Below are 19,904 nucleotides of genomic sequence, written 5' to 3' on the forward strand. Positions count from 1 at the left end.
TCACAAAATCAGAAAAATGCATTCTCACTACACAAAACGCCAACTTCACATAACTATAAGTTATCAATTACAACTCTCCTTAAAAAATCTCAATCGTGACAATGCGCACAAATCGCTACCCTGCCAGGCAGATTTTTAGGGAGAGAACCATGCTGTTACACATTTTGTATTTGGTTGGCATTACTGCCGAAGCCATGACAGGGGCGCTGGCGGCCGGACGGCGGCGCATGGATACATTTGGCGTAATTATCATTGCTACCGCCACCGCAATTGGCGGAGGATCAGTACGTGATATTCTGCTGGGCCACTATCCGCTCGGCTGGGTCAAACACCCGGAGTATGTGATTATCGTCGCCACCGCCGCCGTATTCACCACCATCGTTGCTCCCGTGATGCCTTACCTGCGTAAAGTCTTTCTGGTGCTCGATGCACTCGGACTGGTGGTTTTTTCTATCATTGGCGCACAGGTCGCGCTGGATATGGGACACGGCCCGATCATTGCCGTTGTCGCGGCTGTGACGACTGGCGTGTTTGGCGGCGTTTTGCGCGATATGTTCTGTAAACGCATCCCACTGGTATTCCAGAAAGAGTTGTACGCCGGGGTTTCTTTTGCTTCCGCCGTGCTGTATATCGCACTGCAACACTATGTTTCCAACCATGATGTGGTGATTATTTCCACCCTGGTATTCGGCTTTTTCGCTCGCTTGCTGGCGCTGCGTCTTAAACTGGGATTACCGGTTTTTTATTACAGCCACGAAGGCCACTAAGGCACAAAACCTGTGATCTGCTGGGCAGCCAACCAGTTGCCCAGCATCTTGATTTGCGCATTATTCTTCCATTCCATAACCTGACTTGCGCGACGCAGCCCTGTCCCCGGTAGTTGCTGCCAATACTGTTCGCTTCTCTGCAAAAGTTGCTCCCAGGAGCTGAAGTCGTTGGCATTAAGCGCCGTTTGGGTTAACGGTATTCCCATTGCCATCACCCAGCGAGTAAAAGGCTGCTGACGTGCCAGGTTAAACTGATGCCATAACTGCTCACCTTTACTCTTCGCGATCCCCGGCGTGTGCTGCAATTGCTCTGGCGTTAATGAAAGCCAGGAAAAAATATGCTCAAAGCGATGCGTCTGATGCAGCGAGCGCCAGCCAGATTCACCGATGCCCTCCAGCCCCAAAACCTGTTTTGATCCCAGCCAAACTAATCGCGATATGAATTGTTCCTGACAAACATCAGAAGCGAAGTAGCATGTCAACGCGTTAAAACGGTTTTCTGGCGGCGTCGGTTTTGTGCGTTCTGCACCGCGCCAGACCACTTCATCAATGCGTGGAATACCCTGACCGGCAAGACTCACAAGGATTTGATCGCCAGGTGCAATGTCCCACTCCTGCCAACGTCTGACGGAACCAATGTTCACCCGCTGAACTTTTTTATCATCCAGCATGACAGGCGCGAGTGATGCCACCACCGAGATTTTTCCGCTCTTACCGACAGCAAACTGTATCGCGTTTACTTCAGTAACCTGGGCCACAGGCTGATATTTCCACGCTATCAGCCAGTCCGCCTGACCCGGTAGCCAATGACGGGATTCGGGTTCCTTAGCCGCTCGCACCACCACGCCATCGGTGACGAAGGGCAATTTCGCTTTCCACCACTCATTACGTGCTCGCTCAACCTCGTCTGCGCTTTTCACCGCAAGGGTATACTTCTGCGTCAAAGTAAAGCCCGCAGTAGCAAGCTGCTGTAATCGCTCGGCCATCAACTGTGGTCCATCCGGCCATGCCCAGATAAACACGCCCAGTGAATGCAGCGTGTCGCTATTGTCCTGGCGCATCAAAATGCCAGCGACCTTTGAACGGGCATTCATTCCTCCCATTTGTTGTTGGATATGCCCATCACACTGGAGAAATATCTCACCCTGCAGGGTACTGTTGGCCAAAGCTCCGCTAACAGATTGCGGAACAGAAGGAATCAAGCGTATTTTCTGCGTCCAGTCCTCACCTTTAAGCCCATTGCCACGACTGATCGCTTTAATCAGTTTTCCATCACGGTAGACCAGTGTTACCGCAACGCCATCAACTTTTGGCTGTACCCAAAGATCGCTGAGCTCATGCATCCACAGACGTAACGCATTTTTATCCGCTAACTTACGTACCCCCGTATGCGCAACCGGATGGATAACCGTGCCACTCAACGGCGGCGGCATAGCGTCACCCGTTGTCTCTTCGCCAAAACAGCGTTGCCACTGTGCAAGGCGGGCGCTTAACTGATCGTAAACCCCATCCTCCACGTCACTTTTCCCTTTTTTCCAGTAATCATCGTCCCACTGTTTTACTTGCTGTTGTAGGCGGGAGATTTCTTCATGCGCTCTGGCTGGAGACCAGGCCGGGCAGACCGCCTTCGCTGATGATTGCCAGCACAAAATACTCATTAACACTGCAATCCATACTTTCATCGTCACCTCCGCTGTAGTCAGGCGGGCAGATATACAACGAGATGAATGCAAAACCGAGAGGCAAAAATAAAGTGTGAGATGACGCTTCCAGAGAATCGTCTTTGTTGCAGTAAATGACCGGGAATTGCGGAAACAGGTACGCAAAACGCAACAACTTTGCGCAAAAAGTGTGAGCAAGGGCTACGTCACATGGCCGCGCCGTGTATAATAAGCCCGTATGTAGGCTTTATTTCGCTTAATCACATACGAAAGATACTCATGGCTCAAGGCACGCTTTATATTGTTTCTGCCCCCAGTGGCGCGGGTAAATCCAGCCTGATTCAGGCTTTATTAAAAACCCAACCGTTGTACGACACTCAGGTTTCTGTTTCACACACCACGCGCGCACCGCGTCCGGGTGAAGTACATGGCGAACACTACTTCTTTGTTAATCATGATGAATTTAAAGAGATGATTAGCAGAGATGCATTCCTTGAGCACGCGGAAGTGTTCGGTAATTACTATGGCACTTCACGCGAGGCCATTGAGCAAGTACTGGCGAGCGGCGTGGATGTTTTTCTGGATATTGACTGGCAGGGCGCACAGCAAATTCGCCAGAAAATGCCGCATGCGCGGAGTATCTTTATTCTACCGCCGTCAAAAATTGAGTTAGACCGCCGTTTACGGGGTCGAGGTCAGGACAGCGAAGAGGTCATTGCAAAGCGTATGGCGCAAGCAGTTGCAGAAATGAGCCATTACGCCGAATATGATTATTTAATAGTGAATGATGATTTCGACACCGCTCTGGGTGATCTAAAGACTATCATTCGCGCCGAACGCTTGCGCATGAGCCGCCAAAAGCAGCGTCATGACGCTTTAATCAGCAAATTGTTGGCAGACTGAACCTTCTTTCAGTATCATGCCCAGTCATTTCTTCACCTGTGGAGCTTTTTAAGTATGGCACGCGTAACTGTTCAGGACGCTGTAGAGAAAATTGGTAACCGTTTTGACCTGGTACTGGTCGCCGCGCGTCGCGCTCGTCAGATGCAGGTAGGCGGAAAGGATCCGCTGGTACCGGAAGAAAACGATAAAACCACAGTAATCGCGTTGCGCGAAATCGAAGAAGGTCTGATCAACAACCAGATCCTCGATGTTCGCGAACGCCAGGAACAGCAAGAGCAGGAAGCCGCTGAATTACAAGCCGTTACCGCTATTGCTGAAGGTCGTCGTTAATCACAAAGCGGGTCGCCCTTGTATCTGTTTGAAAGCCTGAATCAACTGATTCAAACCTACCTGCCGGAAGACCAAATCAAACGTCTGCGGCAGGCGTATCTCGTTGCACGTGATGCTCACGAGGGGCAAACACGTTCAAGCGGTGAACCCTATATCACGCACCCGGTAGCGGTTGCCTGCATTCTGGCCGAGATGAAACTCGACTATGAAACGCTAATGGCAGCGCTGCTGCATGACGTGATTGAAGATACTCCCGCCACCTACCAGGACATGGAACAGCTTTTTGGTAAAAGCGTCGCCGAACTGGTAGAGGGAGTATCAAAGCTTGATAAGCTCAAGTTCCGCGATAAGAAAGAGGCGCAGGCCGAAAACTTTCGCAAGATGATTATGGCGATGGTGCAGGATATCCGCGTCATTCTCATCAAACTCGCAGACCGTACCCACAACATGCGCACGCTGGGCTCACTTCGCCCGGACAAACGTCGCCGCATCGCCCGTGAAACTCTCGAAATTTACAGCCCGCTGGCGCACCGTTTAGGTATCCACCACATTAAAACCGAACTCGAAGAACTGGGTTTTGAAGCGCTGTATCCCAACCGTTATCGCGTAATCAAAGAAGTGGTGAAAGCCGCGCGCGGCAACCGTAAAGAGATGATCCAAAAAATCCTCTCGGAAATCGAAGGGCGTTTGCAGGAAGCGGGAATACCGTGCCGCGTCAGTGGTCGCGAAAAGCATCTTTATTCGATTTACTGCAAAATGGTGCTCAAAGAGCAGCGTTTTCACTCGATTATGGACATCTACGCCTTCCGCGTGATCGTCAATGATTCCGACACCTGTTATCGCGTGCTCGGCCAGATGCACAGCCTGTACAAGCCGCGTCCGGGTCGCGTGAAAGACTACATCGCCATTCCAAAAGCGAACGGCTATCAATCTTTGCACACCTCGATGATTGGCCCGCACGGCGTGCCGGTTGAGGTCCAGATCCGCACCGAAGATATGGATCAGATGGCGGAGATGGGTGTTGCCGCGCACTGGGCTTATAAAGAGCACGGCGAAACCAGTACTACCGCGCAGATCCGCGCCCAGCGCTGGATGCAAAGCTTGCTGGAGCTGCAACAGAGCGCCGGTAGCTCGTTCGAATTTATCGAGAGCGTTAAATCCGATCTCTTCCCGGATGAGATTTACGTTTTCACACCGGAAGGGCGCATTGTCGAGCTGCCTGCCGGTGCAACGCCCGTCGACTTCGCTTATGCGGTGCATACCGATATCGGCCATGCCTGCGTGGGCGCGCGCGTCGATCGTCAGCCTTACCCGCTGTCGCAGCCGCTTACCAGTGGTCAAACCGTTGAAATCATTACCGCACCGGGCGCTCGCCCGAATGCCGCGTGGCTGAACTTTGTCGTCAGCTCGAAAGCGCGCGCCAAAATTCGTCAGCTGCTGAAAAACCTCAAGCGTGATGATTCTGTAAGCCTGGGCCGCCGTCTACTCAACCATGCGTTGGGTGGTAGCCGTAAGCTGAATGAAATCCCGCAGGAAAATATTCAGCGTGAACTGGACCGTATGAAGCTGGCAACGCTTGACGATCTGCTGGCAGAAATCGGCCTTGGTAACGCAATGAGTGTGGTGGTCGCGAAAAATCTGCAACATGGGGACGCCTCCATTCCACCGGCAACCCAAAGTCACGGACATCTGCCAATTAAAGGTGCCGATGGCGTGCTGATCACCTTTGCGAAATGCTGCCGCCCTATTCCTGGCGACCCGATTATCGCCCACGTCAGCCCCGGTAAAGGACTGGTGATCCACCATGAATCCTGCCGTAACATCCGTGGCTACCAGAAAGAGCCAGAGAAATTTATGGCTGTGGAGTGGGATAAAGAGACGGCGCAAGAGTTCATCACCGAAATCAAGGTGGAGATGTTCAATCATCAGGGCGCGCTGGCAAACCTGACGGCAGCGATCAATACGACCAATTCCAATATTCAAAGTTTGAATACAGAAGAAAAGGATGGTCGCGTCTACAGCGCCTTTATTCGTCTGACCGCCCGTGACCGTGTGCATCTGGCGAATATCATGCGCAAAATCCGCGTGATGCCAGACGTGATTAAAGTCACCCGAAACCGAAATTAATGTTTTATGAACCCAACACGTTATGCACGTATCTGCGAAATGCTCGCCAGGCGGCAGCCTGATCTGACCGTCTGCATGGAGCAGGTCCACAAACCCCATAACGTTTCTGCGATCATTCGTACCGCAGATGCCGTTGGCGTACACGAAGTCCACGCCGTCTGGCCTGGTAGCCGGATGCGCACTATGGCTTCAGCTGCGGCTGGCAGCAACAGTTGGGTACAGGTGAAAACGCACCGTACCATTGGCGATGCCGTCGCCCATCTGAAAGGCCAGGGCATGCAGATTCTGGCAACCCATCTTTCTGATAACGCTGTCGATTTCCGCGAAATTGATTACACCCGCCCGACCTGTATTTTGATGGGTCAGGAGAAAACGGGCATCACTCAGGAAGCATTAGCCCTGGCGGATCAGGACATCATCATTCCGATGATCGGCATGGTGCAGTCGCTGAATGTTTCCGTTGCCTCAGCCCTCATTCTTTACGAAGCCCAGCGCCAGCGGCAAAACGCAGGCATGTACCTGCATGAAAACAGTATGTTGCCGGAAGCAGAGCAACAACGTTTATTATTTGAAGGCGGCTATCCGGTGCTGGCGAAAGTCGCAAAACGCAAAGGCCTGCCTTACCCCCACGTCAATCAGCAAGGCGAAATTGAAGCCGATGCCGACTGGTGGGCCACTATGCAGGCTGCAGGGTAAGTGCCATGAAAGGTCGCCTGTTAGATGCTGTCCCGCTCAGTTCCCTAACGGGCGTTGGCGCGGCGCAAAGTAACAAGCTGGCGAAAATCAATCTGCATACTGTGCAGGATTTACTCTTACACCTTCCCCTGCGCTACGAAGATCGCACCCATCTCTACCCCATCGGTGAGCTACTGCCGGGCGTTTATGCCACGGTGGAAGGCGAAGTGCTGAACTGCAATATCTCCTTCGGCGGTCGGCGGATGATGACCTGCCAGATCAGCGACGGTTCCGGCATTCTCACCATGCGCTTTTTCAATTTCAGCGCGGCGATGAAAAATAGCCTGGCGACGGGCCGCCGCGTGCTGGCCTATGGCGAAGCAAAGCGCGGCAAATATGGCGCGGAGATGATCCACCCGGAATACCGCGTACAGGGCGATCTCAGTACGCCAGAGTTGCAGGAAACGCTCACGCCGGTTTACCCAACCACCGAAGGCGTAAAGCAGGCGACGCTGCGTAAATTAACCGACCAGGCGCTGGATCTGCTCGACACCTGCGCCATTGAAGAACTCCTGCCGCCGGAACTGTCACAAGGAATGATGACGTTACCGGAAGCGTTGCGCACTCTGCATCGCCCACCGCCAACGCTGCAACTTAGCGATCTGGAAACCGGGCAGCATCCGGCGCAACGTCGTCTGATTCTGGAAGAACTGCTGGCGCACAACCTTAGCATGCTGGCGTTACGCGCCGGAGCGCAACGTTTCCATGCCCAGCCGCTTAGCGCCAATGACGCGCTGAAAAATAAACTCCTCGCCGCCTTACCGTTCAAGCCAACGGGCGCACAGGCACGCGTAGTGGCGGAGATCGAGCGCGATATGGCGCTGGATGTGCCGATGATGCGTCTGGTACAGGGCGATGTAGGTTCCGGTAAAACGCTGGTCGCCGCCCTCGCCGCGCTGCGTGCGATTGCGCACGGCAAACAGGTGGCGCTGATGGCACCCACCGAGTTACTTGCCGAGCAGCACGCCAATAACTTCCGCAACTGGTTTGAACCGCTCGGTATCGAAGTGGGCTGGCTCGCCGGTAAGCAGAAAGGTAAAGCGCGACTGGCTCAGCAAGAAGCCATCGCCAGCGGTCAGGTGCAGATGATTGTTGGCACTCATGCCATTTTCCAGGAACAGGTGCAGTTTAACGGTCTGGCGCTGGTGATTATCGACGAACAGCATCGCTTTGGCGTGCATCAGCGTCTGGCATTGTGGGAGAAAGGCCAGCAACAGGGCTTCCATCCACATCAGTTGATCATGACCGCCACGCCGATCCCCCGCACGCTGGCAATGACCGCGTATGCCGATCTCGACACCTCGGTCATTGATGAACTGCCGCCAGGACGTACCCCAGTGACGACAGTGGCAATTCCTGATACCCGCCGTACCGACATCATTGACCGCGTGCGCCACGCCTGCATGACTGAAGGTCGTCAGGCGTACTGGGTTTGTACGTTGATTGAAGAATCGGAATTACTGGAAGCGCAGGCGGCGGAAGCCACGTGGGAAGAGTTGAAACTGGCGCTACCAGAGTTGAATGTCGGTCTGGTGCACGGGCGGATGAAACCAGCCGAGAAACAGGCGGTGATGGCATCGTTTAAGCAAGGTGAGCTACACCTGCTGGTTGCCACTACTGTTATTGAAGTCGGCGTTGATGTGCCTAACGCCAGTCTGATGATTATCGAAAACCCGGAGCGTCTCGGCTTGGCGCAGTTACACCAGCTGCGCGGGCGTGTAGGTCGTGGCGCGGTGGCTTCTCACTGTGTCCTGCTCTACAAAACACCGCTCTCCAAAACGGCGCAAATCCGCCTGCAAGTGCTGCGTGACAGCAACGACGGTTTTGTGATTGCGCAGAAAGATTTGGAGATACGTGGACCGGGTGAACTGTTAGGCACACGTCAGACGGGGAATGCCGAATTTAAAGTGGCGGATTTACTGCGCGATCAGGCGATGATCCCGGAAGTTCAGCGCCTGGCGCGACATATTCATGAACGTTACCCACAGCAGGCAAAAGCCCTGATAGAACGCTGGATGCCAGAGACTGAACGTTACTCGAATGCGTAAAAGGCGGCGGTGAGAAGACCGCCGTTTCAGGTTGATCTACCTTCCTGCCGGATGCGGCGTGAGCGCCTTATCCGGCCTACAGAAACTTACGAACTCAATAAATTGTGAATCAATATGTAGGCCTGATAAGCGAAGCTCATCAGGCATTTGTCTTTGTTGCAGCGGCGCTTACACCGCCGCTTCATCGGTTAACCCGCAAAAATTGGCAACATCAAATACAGCTTAATCACCAGGGCGTTAACGATATCGATAAAGAACGCACCGACCATCGGCACTACCAGGAACGCCATGTGCGACGGGCCAAAGCGTTCAGTAATCGCCTGCATGTTGGCGATTGCCGTCGGTGTTGCACCAAGACCAAAGCCACAGTGACCCGCAGCCAACACCGCCGCATCGTAGTTTTTGCCCATCATGCGCCAGGTGACGAAGATGGCATACAACGCCATGAAAATGGTCTGTACCACCAGTATCGCCAGCATCGGCAGCGCCAGCGAAGCCAGCTCCCACAGCTTCAGGCCCATCAGCGCCATCGCCAGGAACAACGACAGGCTTACGTTACCCAGCACCGATACCGCACGTTCAAAGACGCGATAAAAGCCCATCATTGACAGACCGTTGCTCAGTATCACGCCTACAAACAGCACACAAACGAAGGTTGGTAATTCAAAAGCAGTGCCAGCCAAAAGTTGCGCAACAATTTTCCCCACCGTCAGGCAGATAGCAATTAGCGCGATAGTTTCAATCAGCACCAGCGAGGTGATCATGCGCCCTACATCTGGCTTTTCGAACGCCGTCGGGACTTCCTGGTCATCCGGAATACCGTTCGGTGTAGTGGAGTGTTTCACCAGATAACGCGCCACCGGGCCACCAATCAGCCCGCCCAGCACCAGACCGAACGTTGCACAGGCCATTGCGACTTCCGTCGCATTAGTAAAGCCGTAACGTTCAATGAACAATTTACTCCATGCCGCGCCAGTCCCATGACCGCCAGAAAGCGTAATAGACCCTGCTAACAGTCCCATCAGCGGATCAAGACCTAACAGACTGGCCATACCAATACCGATGGCGTTTTGCATCACCAACAGACCAACAACCACAATCAGGAAAATACCCACCACACGGCCACCGGCACGTAAGCTGGCAATGTTGGCGTTCAGGCCGATGGTGGCAAAGAAAGCCAGCATCAACGGATCGCGCAGCGACATATCAAAGTTGACTTCCCAGCCCATGGTTTTTTTCAGCACCAGCAGCGCCAGCGCCACCAGCAAACCACCCGCAACAGGTTCCGGTATGGTGTATTTCTTCAAAAAGGAGACAGAGTGAACTAATTTGCGCCCGAGCAGCAACGTCAGCGTTGCTGCAACAAGCGTTGCTAAAGTGTCGAGATGAAACATAGATAGCTCCTTTGTATCCGCACCACTCTTTCATACTCGTCATACTGCATCGCACATGTACTGTAAGGTGCACTATGACGAGTTTCGAGTCATGCTTTCCCGGTTCGAATTCTTAGCTGAAAATAAAAAAATGGCATGGATTTTAAGCAGAAAACAACCAAAAGTTATATAAAAAAGTGCATTTATCGCATTTAAATATTTAGAAGAATGCATGGCAAACGTTTGCTTTTGCCCTTCGGTCAGCTAAAATGCCCGCTTTGCTACCACGGGATTGTTTTCGATGTCTGTTTCCACCCTCGAGTCAGAAAATGCGCAACCGGTTGCGCAGACTCAAAACAGCGAACTGATTTATCGTCTTGAAGATCGTCCACCGCTTGCTCAAACTCTGTTTGCCGCCTGTCAGCACCTGCTGGCGATGTTTGTCGCGGTGATCACCCCTGCGCTTCTCATCTGCCAGGCGCTAGGTTTACCGGCACAGGACACACAACACATTATTAGTATGTCGCTGTTTGCCTCCGGTGTGGCATCGATTATTCAGATTAAAGCCTGGGGGCCGGTAGGTTCCGGGTTGTTGTCGATTCAGGGGACCAGTTTCAACTTCGTTGCCCCGCTGATTATGGGCGGCACGGCGCTGAAGACCGGTGGTGCTGATGTTCCCACCATGATGGCGGCACTGTTCGGTACGCTGATGTTAGCAAGCTGCACGGAGATGGTGATCTCCCGCGTTTTGCATCTGGCGCGCCGCATTATTACGCCGCTGGTTTCTGGCGTCGTGGTGATGATTATCGGCCTGTCACTAATTCAGGTTGGGTTAACGTCCATTGGTGGCGGCTATGCGGCCATGAGCGACAACACCTTTGGCGCACCGAAAAACCTGCTGCTGGCGGGTGTGGTCTTAGCCTTAATTATCCTGCTTAACCGCCAACGTAACCCTTACTTACGCGTGGCCTCTCTGGTGATTGCGATGGCGGCCGGATATGCGCTGGCGTGGTTTATGGGTATGTTGCCAGAAAGCAACGAACCGATGACGCAAGAACTGATTATGGTACCAACGCCGCTCTATTACGGTCTTGGTATTGAATGGAGCCTACTGCTGCCGCTGATGCTGGTCTTTATGATCACCTCACTGGAAACCATTGGCGATATCACCGCGACCTCTGACGTTTCCGAACAGCCGGTTTCCGGCCCGCTGTACATGAAACGTCTGAAAGGCGGCGTGCTGGCAAACGGCCTGAACTCGTTTGTCTCGGCAGTATTTAACACCTTCCCGAACTCCTGCTTCGGACAGAACAACGGTGTAATTCAGTTAACGGGTGTTGCCAGCCGTTATGTCGGTTTTGTGGTGGCGCTGATGTTGATCGTGCTGGGCCTGTTCCCGGCAGTGAGTGGTTTCGTGCAACACATCCCAGAGCCAGTTCTGGGCGGCGCTACGCTTGTGATGTTTGGCACCATCGCCGCATCCGGTGTACGCATCGTTTCCCGCGAGCCGCTGAACCGTCGGGCAATTCTGATTATTGCACTGTCGCTGGCCGTCGGTCTGGGCGTTTCTCAGCAGCCGCTGATTTTGCAATTTGCCCCTGACTGGCTGAAAAACCTGCTCTCTTCAGGTATTGCCGCTGGCGGTATTACTGCCATTGTGCTGAACCTGATTTTCCCGCCGGAAAAACCGTAATTCACTTAGCGGCGGTAAGTTTCTTTACCGCCGCAGCGCCCCTCTTTCACCATTCCCGCCTTGAGGAATGCGCGTAAATCGTGCATAACTCCCTTATGTGTATTTCGCGGGATGGAAGACTATGAAATTTATTGGGAAGCTGCTTCTCTACATTTTCGTCGCGCTACTCGTAGTGATAACTGGCCTCTATTTTCTTCTGCAAACCCGTTGGGGTGCGGAGCATATCAGCGCATGGATTTCCGAAAATAGCGACTACCATTTGGTCTTCGGGGCAATGGATCACCGCTTTTCCGCGCCGTCTCATATCATACTGGAGAACGTCACGTTTGGTCGTGATGGACAGCCCGCTACCCTGGTGGCAAAAAGTGTTGATATCGCCTTGAGTAGTCGGCAACTGACCGAACCGCGCCATGTCGATACCATTCTGCTGGAAAACGGGACGCTGAATCTCACCGACCAGACCGCCCCGCTACCGTTCAAAGCCGATCGCCTGCAACTGCGCGATATGGCATTTAATAGCCCAAATAGCGAGTGGAAATTAAGTGCTCAGCGGGTAAATGGCGGCGTCATTCCGTGGTCGCCAGAAGCCGGTAAAGTGTTGGGAACGAAAGCGCAGATTCAGTTCAGTGCTGGCTCCCTGTCGCTCAATGATGTTCCTGCCACCAATGTGTTGGTTGAAGGCAGTATTGATAACGATCGCGTTACGCTGACCAATCTGGGTGCCGATATCGCGCGCGGTACATTAACCGGAAACGCGCAGCGTAACGCCGACGGTAGCTGGCAGGTGGAAAACCTGCGCATGGCGGATATCCGTCTGCAAAGCGAAAAATCGCTGACTGATTTCTTTGCGCCATTGCGCTCTGTGCCTTCGTTACAGATTGGTCGCCTGGAAGTGATAGATGCTCGCCTGCAAGGCCCGGGCTGGGCGGTGACCGATCTCGATCTCAGCTTACGCAACATGACCTTTAGTAAAGATGACTGGCAGACACAGGAAGGAAAGCTGTCGATGAATGCCAGCGAGTTTATTTATGGTTCGCTACATTTGTTTGACCCGATTATGAACGCAGAATTTTCCCCGCAGGGCGTGGCGCTGCGCCAGTTTACCAGCCGTTGGGAAGGTGGCATGGTGAGAACGTCAGGAAACTGGCAACGCGACGGGAAAACGCTGATCCTCGATGATGCGGCAATTGTCGGGCTGGAATATACCCTGCCAAAAAACTGGCAACAGTTATGGATGGAAACAACACCCGGCTGGTTAAACAGTCTGCAACTGAAGAGATTTAGCGCCAGCCGCAACCTGATCATTGATATCGACCCTGACTTTCCATGGCAACTCACCGCGCTCGATGGCTATGGCGCGAATCTGACACTGGTTGCCAATCACCAATGGGGCGTCTGGAGTGGCACAGCGAATCTGAATGCCGCCGCCGCGACGTTCAATCGTGTTGATGTTCGCCGTCCGTCGCTGGCACTGGCCGCCAACAGCAGCACGGTGAATATCAGCGAACTTAGCGCGTTTACCGAGAAAGGCATTCTGGAAGCCACTGCCAGTGTTTCACAAACCCCGCAGCGCCAGACTCATATCAGCCTGAATGGACGCGGTGTGCCGGTGAATATTTTGCAACAGTGGGGATGGCCTGAATTACCGTTGACTGGCGACGGCAATATTCAGCTTACCGCCAGCGGCAATATTCAGGCCGATGCACCGCTAAAACCCACGGTTAGCGGGCAACTCCATGCTGTGAACGCTGAAAAGCAGCAGGTAACCCAAACCATGAATGCTGGCGTAGTTTCCAGTGGCGAAGTTACGTCAACGGAGCCAGTGCAGTAAAAATCAATCTCACCGGGTACGACACAGCCGTACCCGGCATTTTTTCAATAAATAACAAACAGTAGAGTATCCAATTACCATGTTCGTTCCCGCTCATTGCACGGCGTAAACCATCCTTAAGAATACGGATATTGCTATTTTTTGTTATCAACTTACGTTTCTTTTTTCTGGGAGCGCGGTTGTGCCAAAGTGTAACTTATGGATTTGCCGAGAGTTTCTGTGAAGAGGATCATGGCAAGGCGAAACGAAGCGGAAAAAAGTGTGATGGGGGATGTGATAAGGCGAGGAAGTAGCTATAATGCGCCCCGCCTCCATGTAGCAATCGAGGCGCGGAAGATCGTCGTCTCCGGTGAGGCGGCTGGACTTCAAATCCAGTTGGGGCCGCCAGCGGTCCCGGGCAGGTTCGACTCCTGTGATCTTCCGCCAAAATGCCTCTACTGAACTCTCCCGACGTCAATCCCCCCCTTCTAATCCCTTATATATCAGGCTTTCTTTGTATCCTGAGGTCAACAGGAGTCAACATACTTCAATATACCTTTGGGGGCATAATTGGGGGAACTAAATATTGAAAGGAAAGTTCATGCCACCAAAACAATAAAAAAAACTTTATAATCAAATAATAACATCATCTGATACCCATAGTAGACCTTGCAAATTTTCTATCGGTAAAGAGCCTTCTGCTCATAAATTCAACGGGCTCAGAATGCTTGTCGAATAGACGGGAAAGGGTAAAAACATCTCGTTCCACAACACACATCGAATGTGATGTTTAATCAAGACCATCAAATTAAGAGAGGATGCACAAAAAAAATCAAGAATGGTTACGATCTGGCGCATATAACACTCTAGAAAGAGAGCAATGTTACTAAGGACAGGCCCCCTCTCAACTGAGTCTATTAGAACGTCAAAATGACCAAGTTGACCCTTTCCCTTACATATAAACAAACTCTGGTTACCAAAACATTCTTGCATTAAGGAGGAAACAAAGATGCCGTTAACTGATGCAAAAGTACGCGCATTAAAACCCAGAGAAAAAGCATATCGCATAAGCGACGCAGGCGGATTATACGTTGAAGTTGCTCCCAATGGCTCACGCTACTGGCGCATGAAATATCGCATTGCGGGTAAAGAAAAACGCCTCGCTTTTGGCGTCTACCCCGATGTTTCTCTTGCTGACGCCCGTGAAAAACGTGATGCGGCTAAGAAGATTCTGGCGGCAGGTGGAGATCCTGGAGAAACTAAAAAAGCCGAGAAACTTGCACAGAAACTTAATGCAGAAAACACCTTTGAAGTGATTGCTCGCGAGTGGCATCAGTCTAAAGCAGATCGCTGGTCCCTACGCTACCGTGCAGAAATCATTGACACCTTTGAAAAAGACATCTTCCCCTATATTGGCAAACGTCCCATCGCTGATATTAAACCAATGGAGCTACTGGAAACTTTACGTAAAATGGAGAAACGCGGAGCGTTGGAGAAAATGCGTAAAGTTCGTCAACGCTGTGGAGAAGTATTCCGTTTTGCAATCATTACTGGCAGAGCGAGTTACAATCCCGCCCCCGATCTTGCCGGTGCGTTAGCTACACCAAAGAAAGTGCATTTCCCATTCCTTACTGCTAATGAGCTTCCTTACTTCCTTAACGATCTAGCAGGTTATACCGGCAGTATCATCACAAAAACAGCGACTCAGATCATCATGTTAACTGGCGTACGCACGCAAGAATTGCGCTTTGCTCGCTGGGAGGATATCAATTTTGAAGCAAAGTTGTGGGAAATTCCAGCAGAAGTGATGAAGATGAAACGTCCTCATATTGTGCCGCTTTCAGAACAAGTCATTACTCTGTTTAAGCTGCTTGAGCCAATATCAAAACATCATTCGTTGGTGTTTATCGGCAGGAACGATCCTCGCAAGCCTATAAGCAAGGAAAGTATTAATCAGGTTATTGAATTACTGGGATATAAAGGTAGGCTAACCGGACATGGCTTCCGCCACACCATGAGTACTATTTTACACGAACAGGGTTTTAATTCATCGTGGATCGAAACACAGTTAGCCCATGTAGATAAAAATGCTATCAGGGGAACTTATAACCATGCTCAGTATCTCGATGGCCGCCGTGAAATGATGCAATGGTACGCTGACTACATAGATTCACTATCTGAGCAAACCTGATGAATGAAAGTTCAGTGATACAAAAATAATGAATAACCATCCTGCACTGACAGCAGGATGGCTTTATTTATATTCCTTTTTTTATTTGCTCACACTGTCTGAACCCACATCGGGGGAGCCAGGATGCGGACTCCACATCTTGTACCACTCTACAAACAGGCTGTAGCCATACTGGCAGAACTTCAGACATGGGCAGGTGAAAATAGTCTGATATTTACGGGAGCACATGTCCCACGTAAAGCAATTAGTGAAAACACCGTAAATAAAGCCCTCAGGGTGATGGGGCATGGTATGACACAACCCAAAAAATCTATGGTCGTGGAATCCGGGCGATGGCGTGCAGTGCATTGAATCAGGTTTGTGGTCCCGCGATGCAGTGGAACGTCAGATGAGCCATCAGGAGCATAATGGCGTACGTGCTGCGTATATCTATAAAGCAGAGCATCTGGAAAAACATCGACTGATGCCACAGTGGTGAGCAGATTTTCTGGACACAAACAAAGAAATAAATATCTCCCCTTTCGATTACGCCAAAGGTAACAATCCTCTAAAATAATGGGAAAAGAGTCCGAGCGAGTGTTCGGACTCTTTCTCTTAAAAACTATAACTAATGTGCAAGTATTTCCTGTAAATGTCTTATAATAGGGACTTTATTTATTTCACGGTCGGACATATTTGGCTTTAGTATCGTTTTCCAATACATATTCGCATTAAAAGGTTTACTTCTATCCCCACAATCAACAAATCGTAAATGTTCGGGAATACTATCATCCTGGTGAGCTGGTTCAAAAGTTATATTGTGAGTCCTGAACAATCCAATACACCCATTCATTTTAATTATATCCTCTTTGTATTGCTCAGAAATTTTTTTCTGAATTCCCGAATCGAAATAAGGATTTCCATTTTTATCAAGAGAGATTATCTTTGATTTATCTGTATCACAGATAATATGATATTTAATATTAAACTGGGAAAATATTTTCTGGTAAAATGGAATGTTATTGACTGTACCGCAGTTCAGAACAAAAATATTTTTATTTGATGGAAACTCTTGGAAATAAGCCCTACAAATTATTTCCTCTGTTGGACCTTCAATTAATAAGACCTCATCTGCATAAAATGACTCACATATATAAGGATTAAATCTCAGCACCTCATACATTTCTTGTTTGAGCTCATCATTAGTAATTATCCCTTTAGCATCCTTTAAAAAAGAATCATTGATTTGGTAAATTTTTGTACCTTTAGAATTGTTAACTAACCGTATTATTGATGATTTAGGTTTAGAAAGATCTATCATGGCTGAAGAATGTGATGCACAAAGTACCTGATATGGCAACTCCTCAACGCTGACCTGATATATTAATTCTCGTAACTCTTTAACTATTCTTGGATAAAGAAACAACTCTGGTTCTTCAAATAGCACCATATAGTCTTTTCTTCCTTTTTTTCTCTCGAATCTTTCGGCTACGTCTCTCATGAGTAGCAAAGTAAATATAGCTGTTCTAATCGTTCCATGCCCTACACTACTATAATTTGATGGAATTGCGTCATCATACTCACCGTATTCGTTCTTTTTCATAAACTCAATTTCAAAATCCCTACCGAGTTTATTTTCAGTCCAAACCACTCTGTCCTTTTTATCTTTAAAACATATTGATGTATCAAAAAATATTTTATTGAAATATCCATTAACAGAGTTTTGATATGCTTCTATCACTCCGGAGTCATACATTTTATCTTGCAGTTCTTTTATTTTAGCTTGTGCTATTCTTAACTCCTCAAGATCTGATGATTTTAGCGTACTTTCTGCCATCATCTTAAGTATTTCATTAAGAATCTTTTTTGCCTCTTCTTCTGTTGGCATTGCTTTAATAAATACAGGCTTCGGCAAACATGATTGAAATACCGAGTGCAACCCAATTGTTGCATAACCAACTTCATCATATTGCTCGTTAGAGTAATTATAAGTATAATTTCTACATTCTATTTTTGAGTTATTCTTACTCCAAACCTTTTTAATTTTTATATACCCATCATGCAAATACTTCTTATAACTATCTTTTTGTTTGGGTGCTTTTATTTCAATTTTACCTTTATCTAAATCATCAAGCTGAACTTCTAGTTCAAATTCAATAGGTAAATTATCGTTACGTTTAAAGAAATCATTAATGTCAGGTTTTTCATCATAATAGAAAAACAAATAAGCCTTTAAAAAAGTGGATTTCCCGGCATTATTTGCCCCATATATAAAAAGCGTGTTCGTATCTTTAAAAATGATTTTATTATTATCAAGGCCCCCTGAAATAGCCCTGAAGTTATTCACGCCAAAAAATGATATCTTCATAAAGCTCCTCGATTACAAAAAAATGAACAACGAATTCCCACAACTAAATATAAAACAGCACTTCAGAAGAAGTTTTTGATTGCATCTTAGGTTTTGATTTTTTAACCCTCATTTATTTCAACGCAGTATCTTATCTGCAGCTTTCGCCAATTTGCTGATATCCAGCTTCACTGGTAATGTCGGCGATGATATCTGCGTCAGACAATACTCCCGTCGCAACAACCACCACTCCCGTTGTGCTTCTGTACATTCAAAATTACCCACAATAAAAAGCCAGCGGGTGGAAGCTCTGCGCCAGTAACCTGCAGCCTCCAGTTTCAGTGCAATCGTGTCTTCCACAACTTCCGGGCTATTCTTTTTCCTGCTCAAAACATCAACTCACTGAAATAATACTCATATCTGACGGTCTCAGCGAACCGTTCATGCCGTACTGAAAGCCTCTTCCTGAAACAGCTCTGTCAGTTCGCTAATCGGTTTCAGCCTCAGCACTTCATCCTGGTCCATCCCCAGTTCTGTGCCAATATGCTCATCTGTCCACCCCAGACGCGAAAGGTCCCTGACAATATCAGACATTGAGGTTATTTGATGGTTACCCCTAGCCCGGTTATGCCGTATGGTGACCGCCATACGTGTAGCCTGTCCCTTTCTCTCCGGATTAATACAGGCTACAAGCAGCCAGCCCTTCATTCAGGCCACTTAATCCTGTTGTATGCATCCGGGCGTGCCGGGTGTGTCAGTTTGCTGATTTCATCGCGCAGGGCAGCATAATCCGGTAATGACCGGGGGTCACCACCTGTTTTCAGTTTCACTTCAGAAGTCATCGGCAGATTCAGTATTGCTGTATTAAATCATGATTAATAGTTACGGAAAGAACGTCAGTGTGATACCGGTACCCGGGAAAGGTATTCCACTGCACGGATGATTGCCGGTGTCACATCCCACCGCCGTTTCAGAACCGGTAACAGCTCATTAAGGTTTCTGATATAACGCTCAGTGAATACCCGTTGTCCGTCCCGGGTTAAATGAAAACCAGACTGATTACAGGTAATGGTGATATGACAGGTATCGCTGCCAATATATACGGCTTCCTGAAGTCTGAATCTGACATTCCAGTGCCAGGAGTACGGAGAGTGGTTCAGATAAAAAAGACGCATCTGAATATCGTTAAATAACGGGTTCATGGCGAATTAAATAAACCTGATAATAACAGTATGGTGAAAGCCCGGAATAAAGAAATGGTCTGGTATTATGCAAAATCCTCAAGGTGACGACTGATACTGTTTTCATGGTAACAGGTCACCAGTAATTCACGGGTTGCCCGGGTGAATGCCACATAAAGCACCGGAATCACTTCAGACTCATCCGTTGCGCCAGAATGAACGAAAGACGCATTGATAACTGCCACATACGGGAACTCCAGTCCCTTGCTGCTCTGGTACGTCAGTAAATGCACCACATCCTTACGTCGCGAGTATGCCTTCTTGCCTTCCCTGTCAAAACAGGTGGCAAACGGTATCCCGCGTTGCGTCATAACGTCTTGCAATTGTTTCGCTGAACGCTCTGTCGGACACAGCACAGCCATATCACTCCAGTGACCGCACAGGGCATGGCGCTTCTCCAGCCAGTCTGCAACCTGTCTGGCTTCATCACGTTCAGAAGCACAACGCTGGATTTCCGGCTCTGTGCCCTCTTCACCACCCGCCTGTGGCTGAACGAGCGGTATTTCACGGTTCTGATGTTTTTCAAAATACTCGCGGGAGAATGCATAAGCAAAGTGCAGAATGCGTTTCGGATTACGGTAATTGACCGGCAGGACAGAAGTGCGTCCCTGCGCCTGAATCCCCACACTGGCCAGAGAAAAGTTCAGGGCCCGCTCCCGCCGGTAAATGGACTGGGCATCATCGTACATCAGGAGCAGT

The 19,904-nt window shown here is 49.6% G+C and carries 15 protein-coding genes, 1 tRNA gene and 2 pseudogenes; 11 read left to right on the forward strand and 7 right to left on the reverse strand.

What is annotated here, in order from left to right; translation table 11 throughout:
• Window positions 1–149: 149 nt before the first annotated feature.
• Window positions 150–767 (forward strand): trimeric intracellular cation channel family protein, encoded by a 618-nt coding sequence (locus FEK47_RS16095; protein WP_064526048.1) that lies wholly within the window; start codon window positions 150–152, stop codon window positions 765–767.
• Here FEK47_RS16095 and ligB read toward each other — a convergent pair.
• A complete protein-coding gene (ligB, locus tag FEK47_RS16100; RefSeq protein WP_135487017.1) occupies window positions 764–2,449 on the reverse strand; it encodes an NAD-dependent DNA ligase LigB in 1,686 nt (561 codons plus the stop codon). The genes FEK47_RS16095 and ligB overlap by 4 nt on opposite strands.
• A 258-nt stretch (window positions 2,450–2,707) precedes the next feature.
• Here ligB and gmk point away from each other — a divergent pair, with 258 nt between their 5' ends.
• From gmk to recG, 5 genes are read left to right on the forward strand one after another with little or no spacing between them, the layout of a single operon-like run.
• Window positions 2,708–3,331 (forward strand): guanylate kinase, encoded by a 624-nt coding sequence (gmk, locus tag FEK47_RS16105; RefSeq protein WP_010344504.1) that lies wholly within the window; start codon window positions 2,708–2,710, stop codon window positions 3,329–3,331.
• Window positions 3,332–3,385: 54 nt separating this feature from the next.
• The gene (gene rpoZ, locus FEK47_RS16110) at window positions 3,386–3,661 is read left to right on the forward strand and encodes a DNA-directed RNA polymerase subunit omega (protein ID WP_000135058.1); all 276 of its coding nucleotides are present in this window, start codon (window positions 3,386–3,388) and stop codon (window positions 3,659–3,661) included.
• Window positions 3,662–3,679: 18 nt separating this feature from the next.
• The gene (spoT, locus tag FEK47_RS16115) at window positions 3,680–5,788 is read left to right on the forward strand and encodes a bifunctional GTP diphosphokinase/guanosine-3',5'-bis pyrophosphate 3'-pyrophosphohydrolase (RefSeq protein WP_135487016.1); all 2,109 of its coding nucleotides are present in this window, start codon (window positions 3,680–3,682) and stop codon (window positions 5,786–5,788) included.
• Window positions 5,789–5,794: 6 nt separating this feature from the next.
• Entirely contained in the window at window positions 5,795–6,484 is a 690-nt protein-coding gene (gene trmH / locus FEK47_RS16120; protein WP_112324919.1) for a tRNA (guanosine(18)-2'-O)-methyltransferase TrmH, read from the forward strand.
• Between the two features lie 5 nt (window positions 6,485–6,489).
• A complete protein-coding gene (recG, locus tag FEK47_RS16125; RefSeq protein WP_135487015.1) occupies window positions 6,490–8,571 on the forward strand; it encodes an ATP-dependent DNA helicase RecG in 2,082 nt (693 codons plus the stop codon).
• A gap of 188 nt (window positions 8,572–8,759) precedes the next feature.
• Here recG and gltS read toward each other — a convergent pair whose 3' ends face one another.
• Window positions 8,760–9,965: a sodium/glutamate symporter gene (gene gltS, locus FEK47_RS16130; RefSeq protein ID WP_064526038.1), complete on the reverse strand. Its 1,206-nt coding sequence runs from the start codon at window positions 9,963–9,965 to the stop codon at window positions 8,760–8,762.
• Window positions 9,966–10,245: 280 nt separating this feature from the next.
• Between gltS and xanP the strand changes: the two genes are divergently transcribed.
• From xanP to FEK47_RS25485, 5 genes and pseudogenes are all read left to right on the forward strand, one after another.
• Window positions 10,246–11,637 (forward strand): xanthine/proton symporter XanP, encoded by a 1,392-nt coding sequence (gene xanP, locus FEK47_RS16135; RefSeq protein ID WP_130222452.1) that lies wholly within the window; start codon window positions 10,246–10,248, stop codon window positions 11,635–11,637.
• A gap of 121 nt (window positions 11,638–11,758) precedes the next feature.
• Entirely contained in the window at window positions 11,759–13,468 is a 1,710-nt protein-coding gene (locus FEK47_RS16140) for an AsmA family protein (protein ID WP_135487014.1), read from the forward strand.
• A gap of 331 nt (window positions 13,469–13,799) precedes the next feature.
• Window positions 13,800–13,894: transfer RNA gene (locus tag FEK47_RS16145), tRNA-Sec, on the forward strand.
• Between the two features lie 562 nt (window positions 13,895–14,456).
• Window positions 14,457–15,638, forward strand: a complete 1,182-nt coding sequence (locus FEK47_RS16150; protein WP_001604123.1) for an integrase arm-type DNA-binding domain-containing protein — start codon at window positions 14,457–14,459, stop codon at window positions 15,636–15,638.
• Window positions 15,639–15,752: 114 nt separating this feature from the next.
• Window positions 15,753–16,194: pseudogene (locus FEK47_RS25485) on the forward strand (integrase); the annotation flags it as partial.
• Window positions 16,195–16,245: 51 nt separating this feature from the next.
• Here the strand turns inward: FEK47_RS25485 and FEK47_RS16160 are convergent.
• From FEK47_RS16160 to FEK47_RS16185, 5 genes and pseudogenes are all read right to left on the reverse strand, one after another.
• The gene (locus FEK47_RS16160; protein WP_135521043.1) at window positions 16,246–17,985 is read right to left on the reverse strand and encodes an AAA family ATPase; all 1,740 of its coding nucleotides are present in this window, start codon (window positions 17,983–17,985) and stop codon (window positions 16,246–16,248) included.
• 117 nt (window positions 17,986–18,102) lie between these two features.
• Window positions 18,103–18,324 (reverse strand): PerC family transcriptional regulator, encoded by a 222-nt coding sequence (locus FEK47_RS16165; RefSeq protein WP_032158196.1) that lies wholly within the window; start codon window positions 18,322–18,324, stop codon window positions 18,103–18,105.
• A gap of 81 nt (window positions 18,325–18,405) precedes the next feature.
• Window positions 18,406–18,672: pseudogene (locus FEK47_RS16170) on the reverse strand (ParB/RepB/Spo0J family partition protein); the annotation flags it as partial.
• Window positions 18,673–18,860: 188 nt separating this feature from the next.
• Entirely contained in the window at window positions 18,861–19,166 is a 306-nt protein-coding gene (locus tag FEK47_RS16180) for a hypothetical protein (protein WP_135487013.1), read from the reverse strand.
• A gap of 65 nt (window positions 19,167–19,231) precedes the next feature.
• Window positions 19,232–19,904, reverse strand: a 673-nt coding sequence (locus FEK47_RS16185) for a 3'-5' exonuclease (protein WP_171020858.1), incomplete at its 5' end; no start/stop codon positions are given.

It is taken from the genome of Escherichia sp. E3659 (assembly GCF_005781135.1).
GTDB lineage: Bacteria > Pseudomonadota > Gammaproteobacteria > Enterobacterales > Enterobacteriaceae > Escherichia.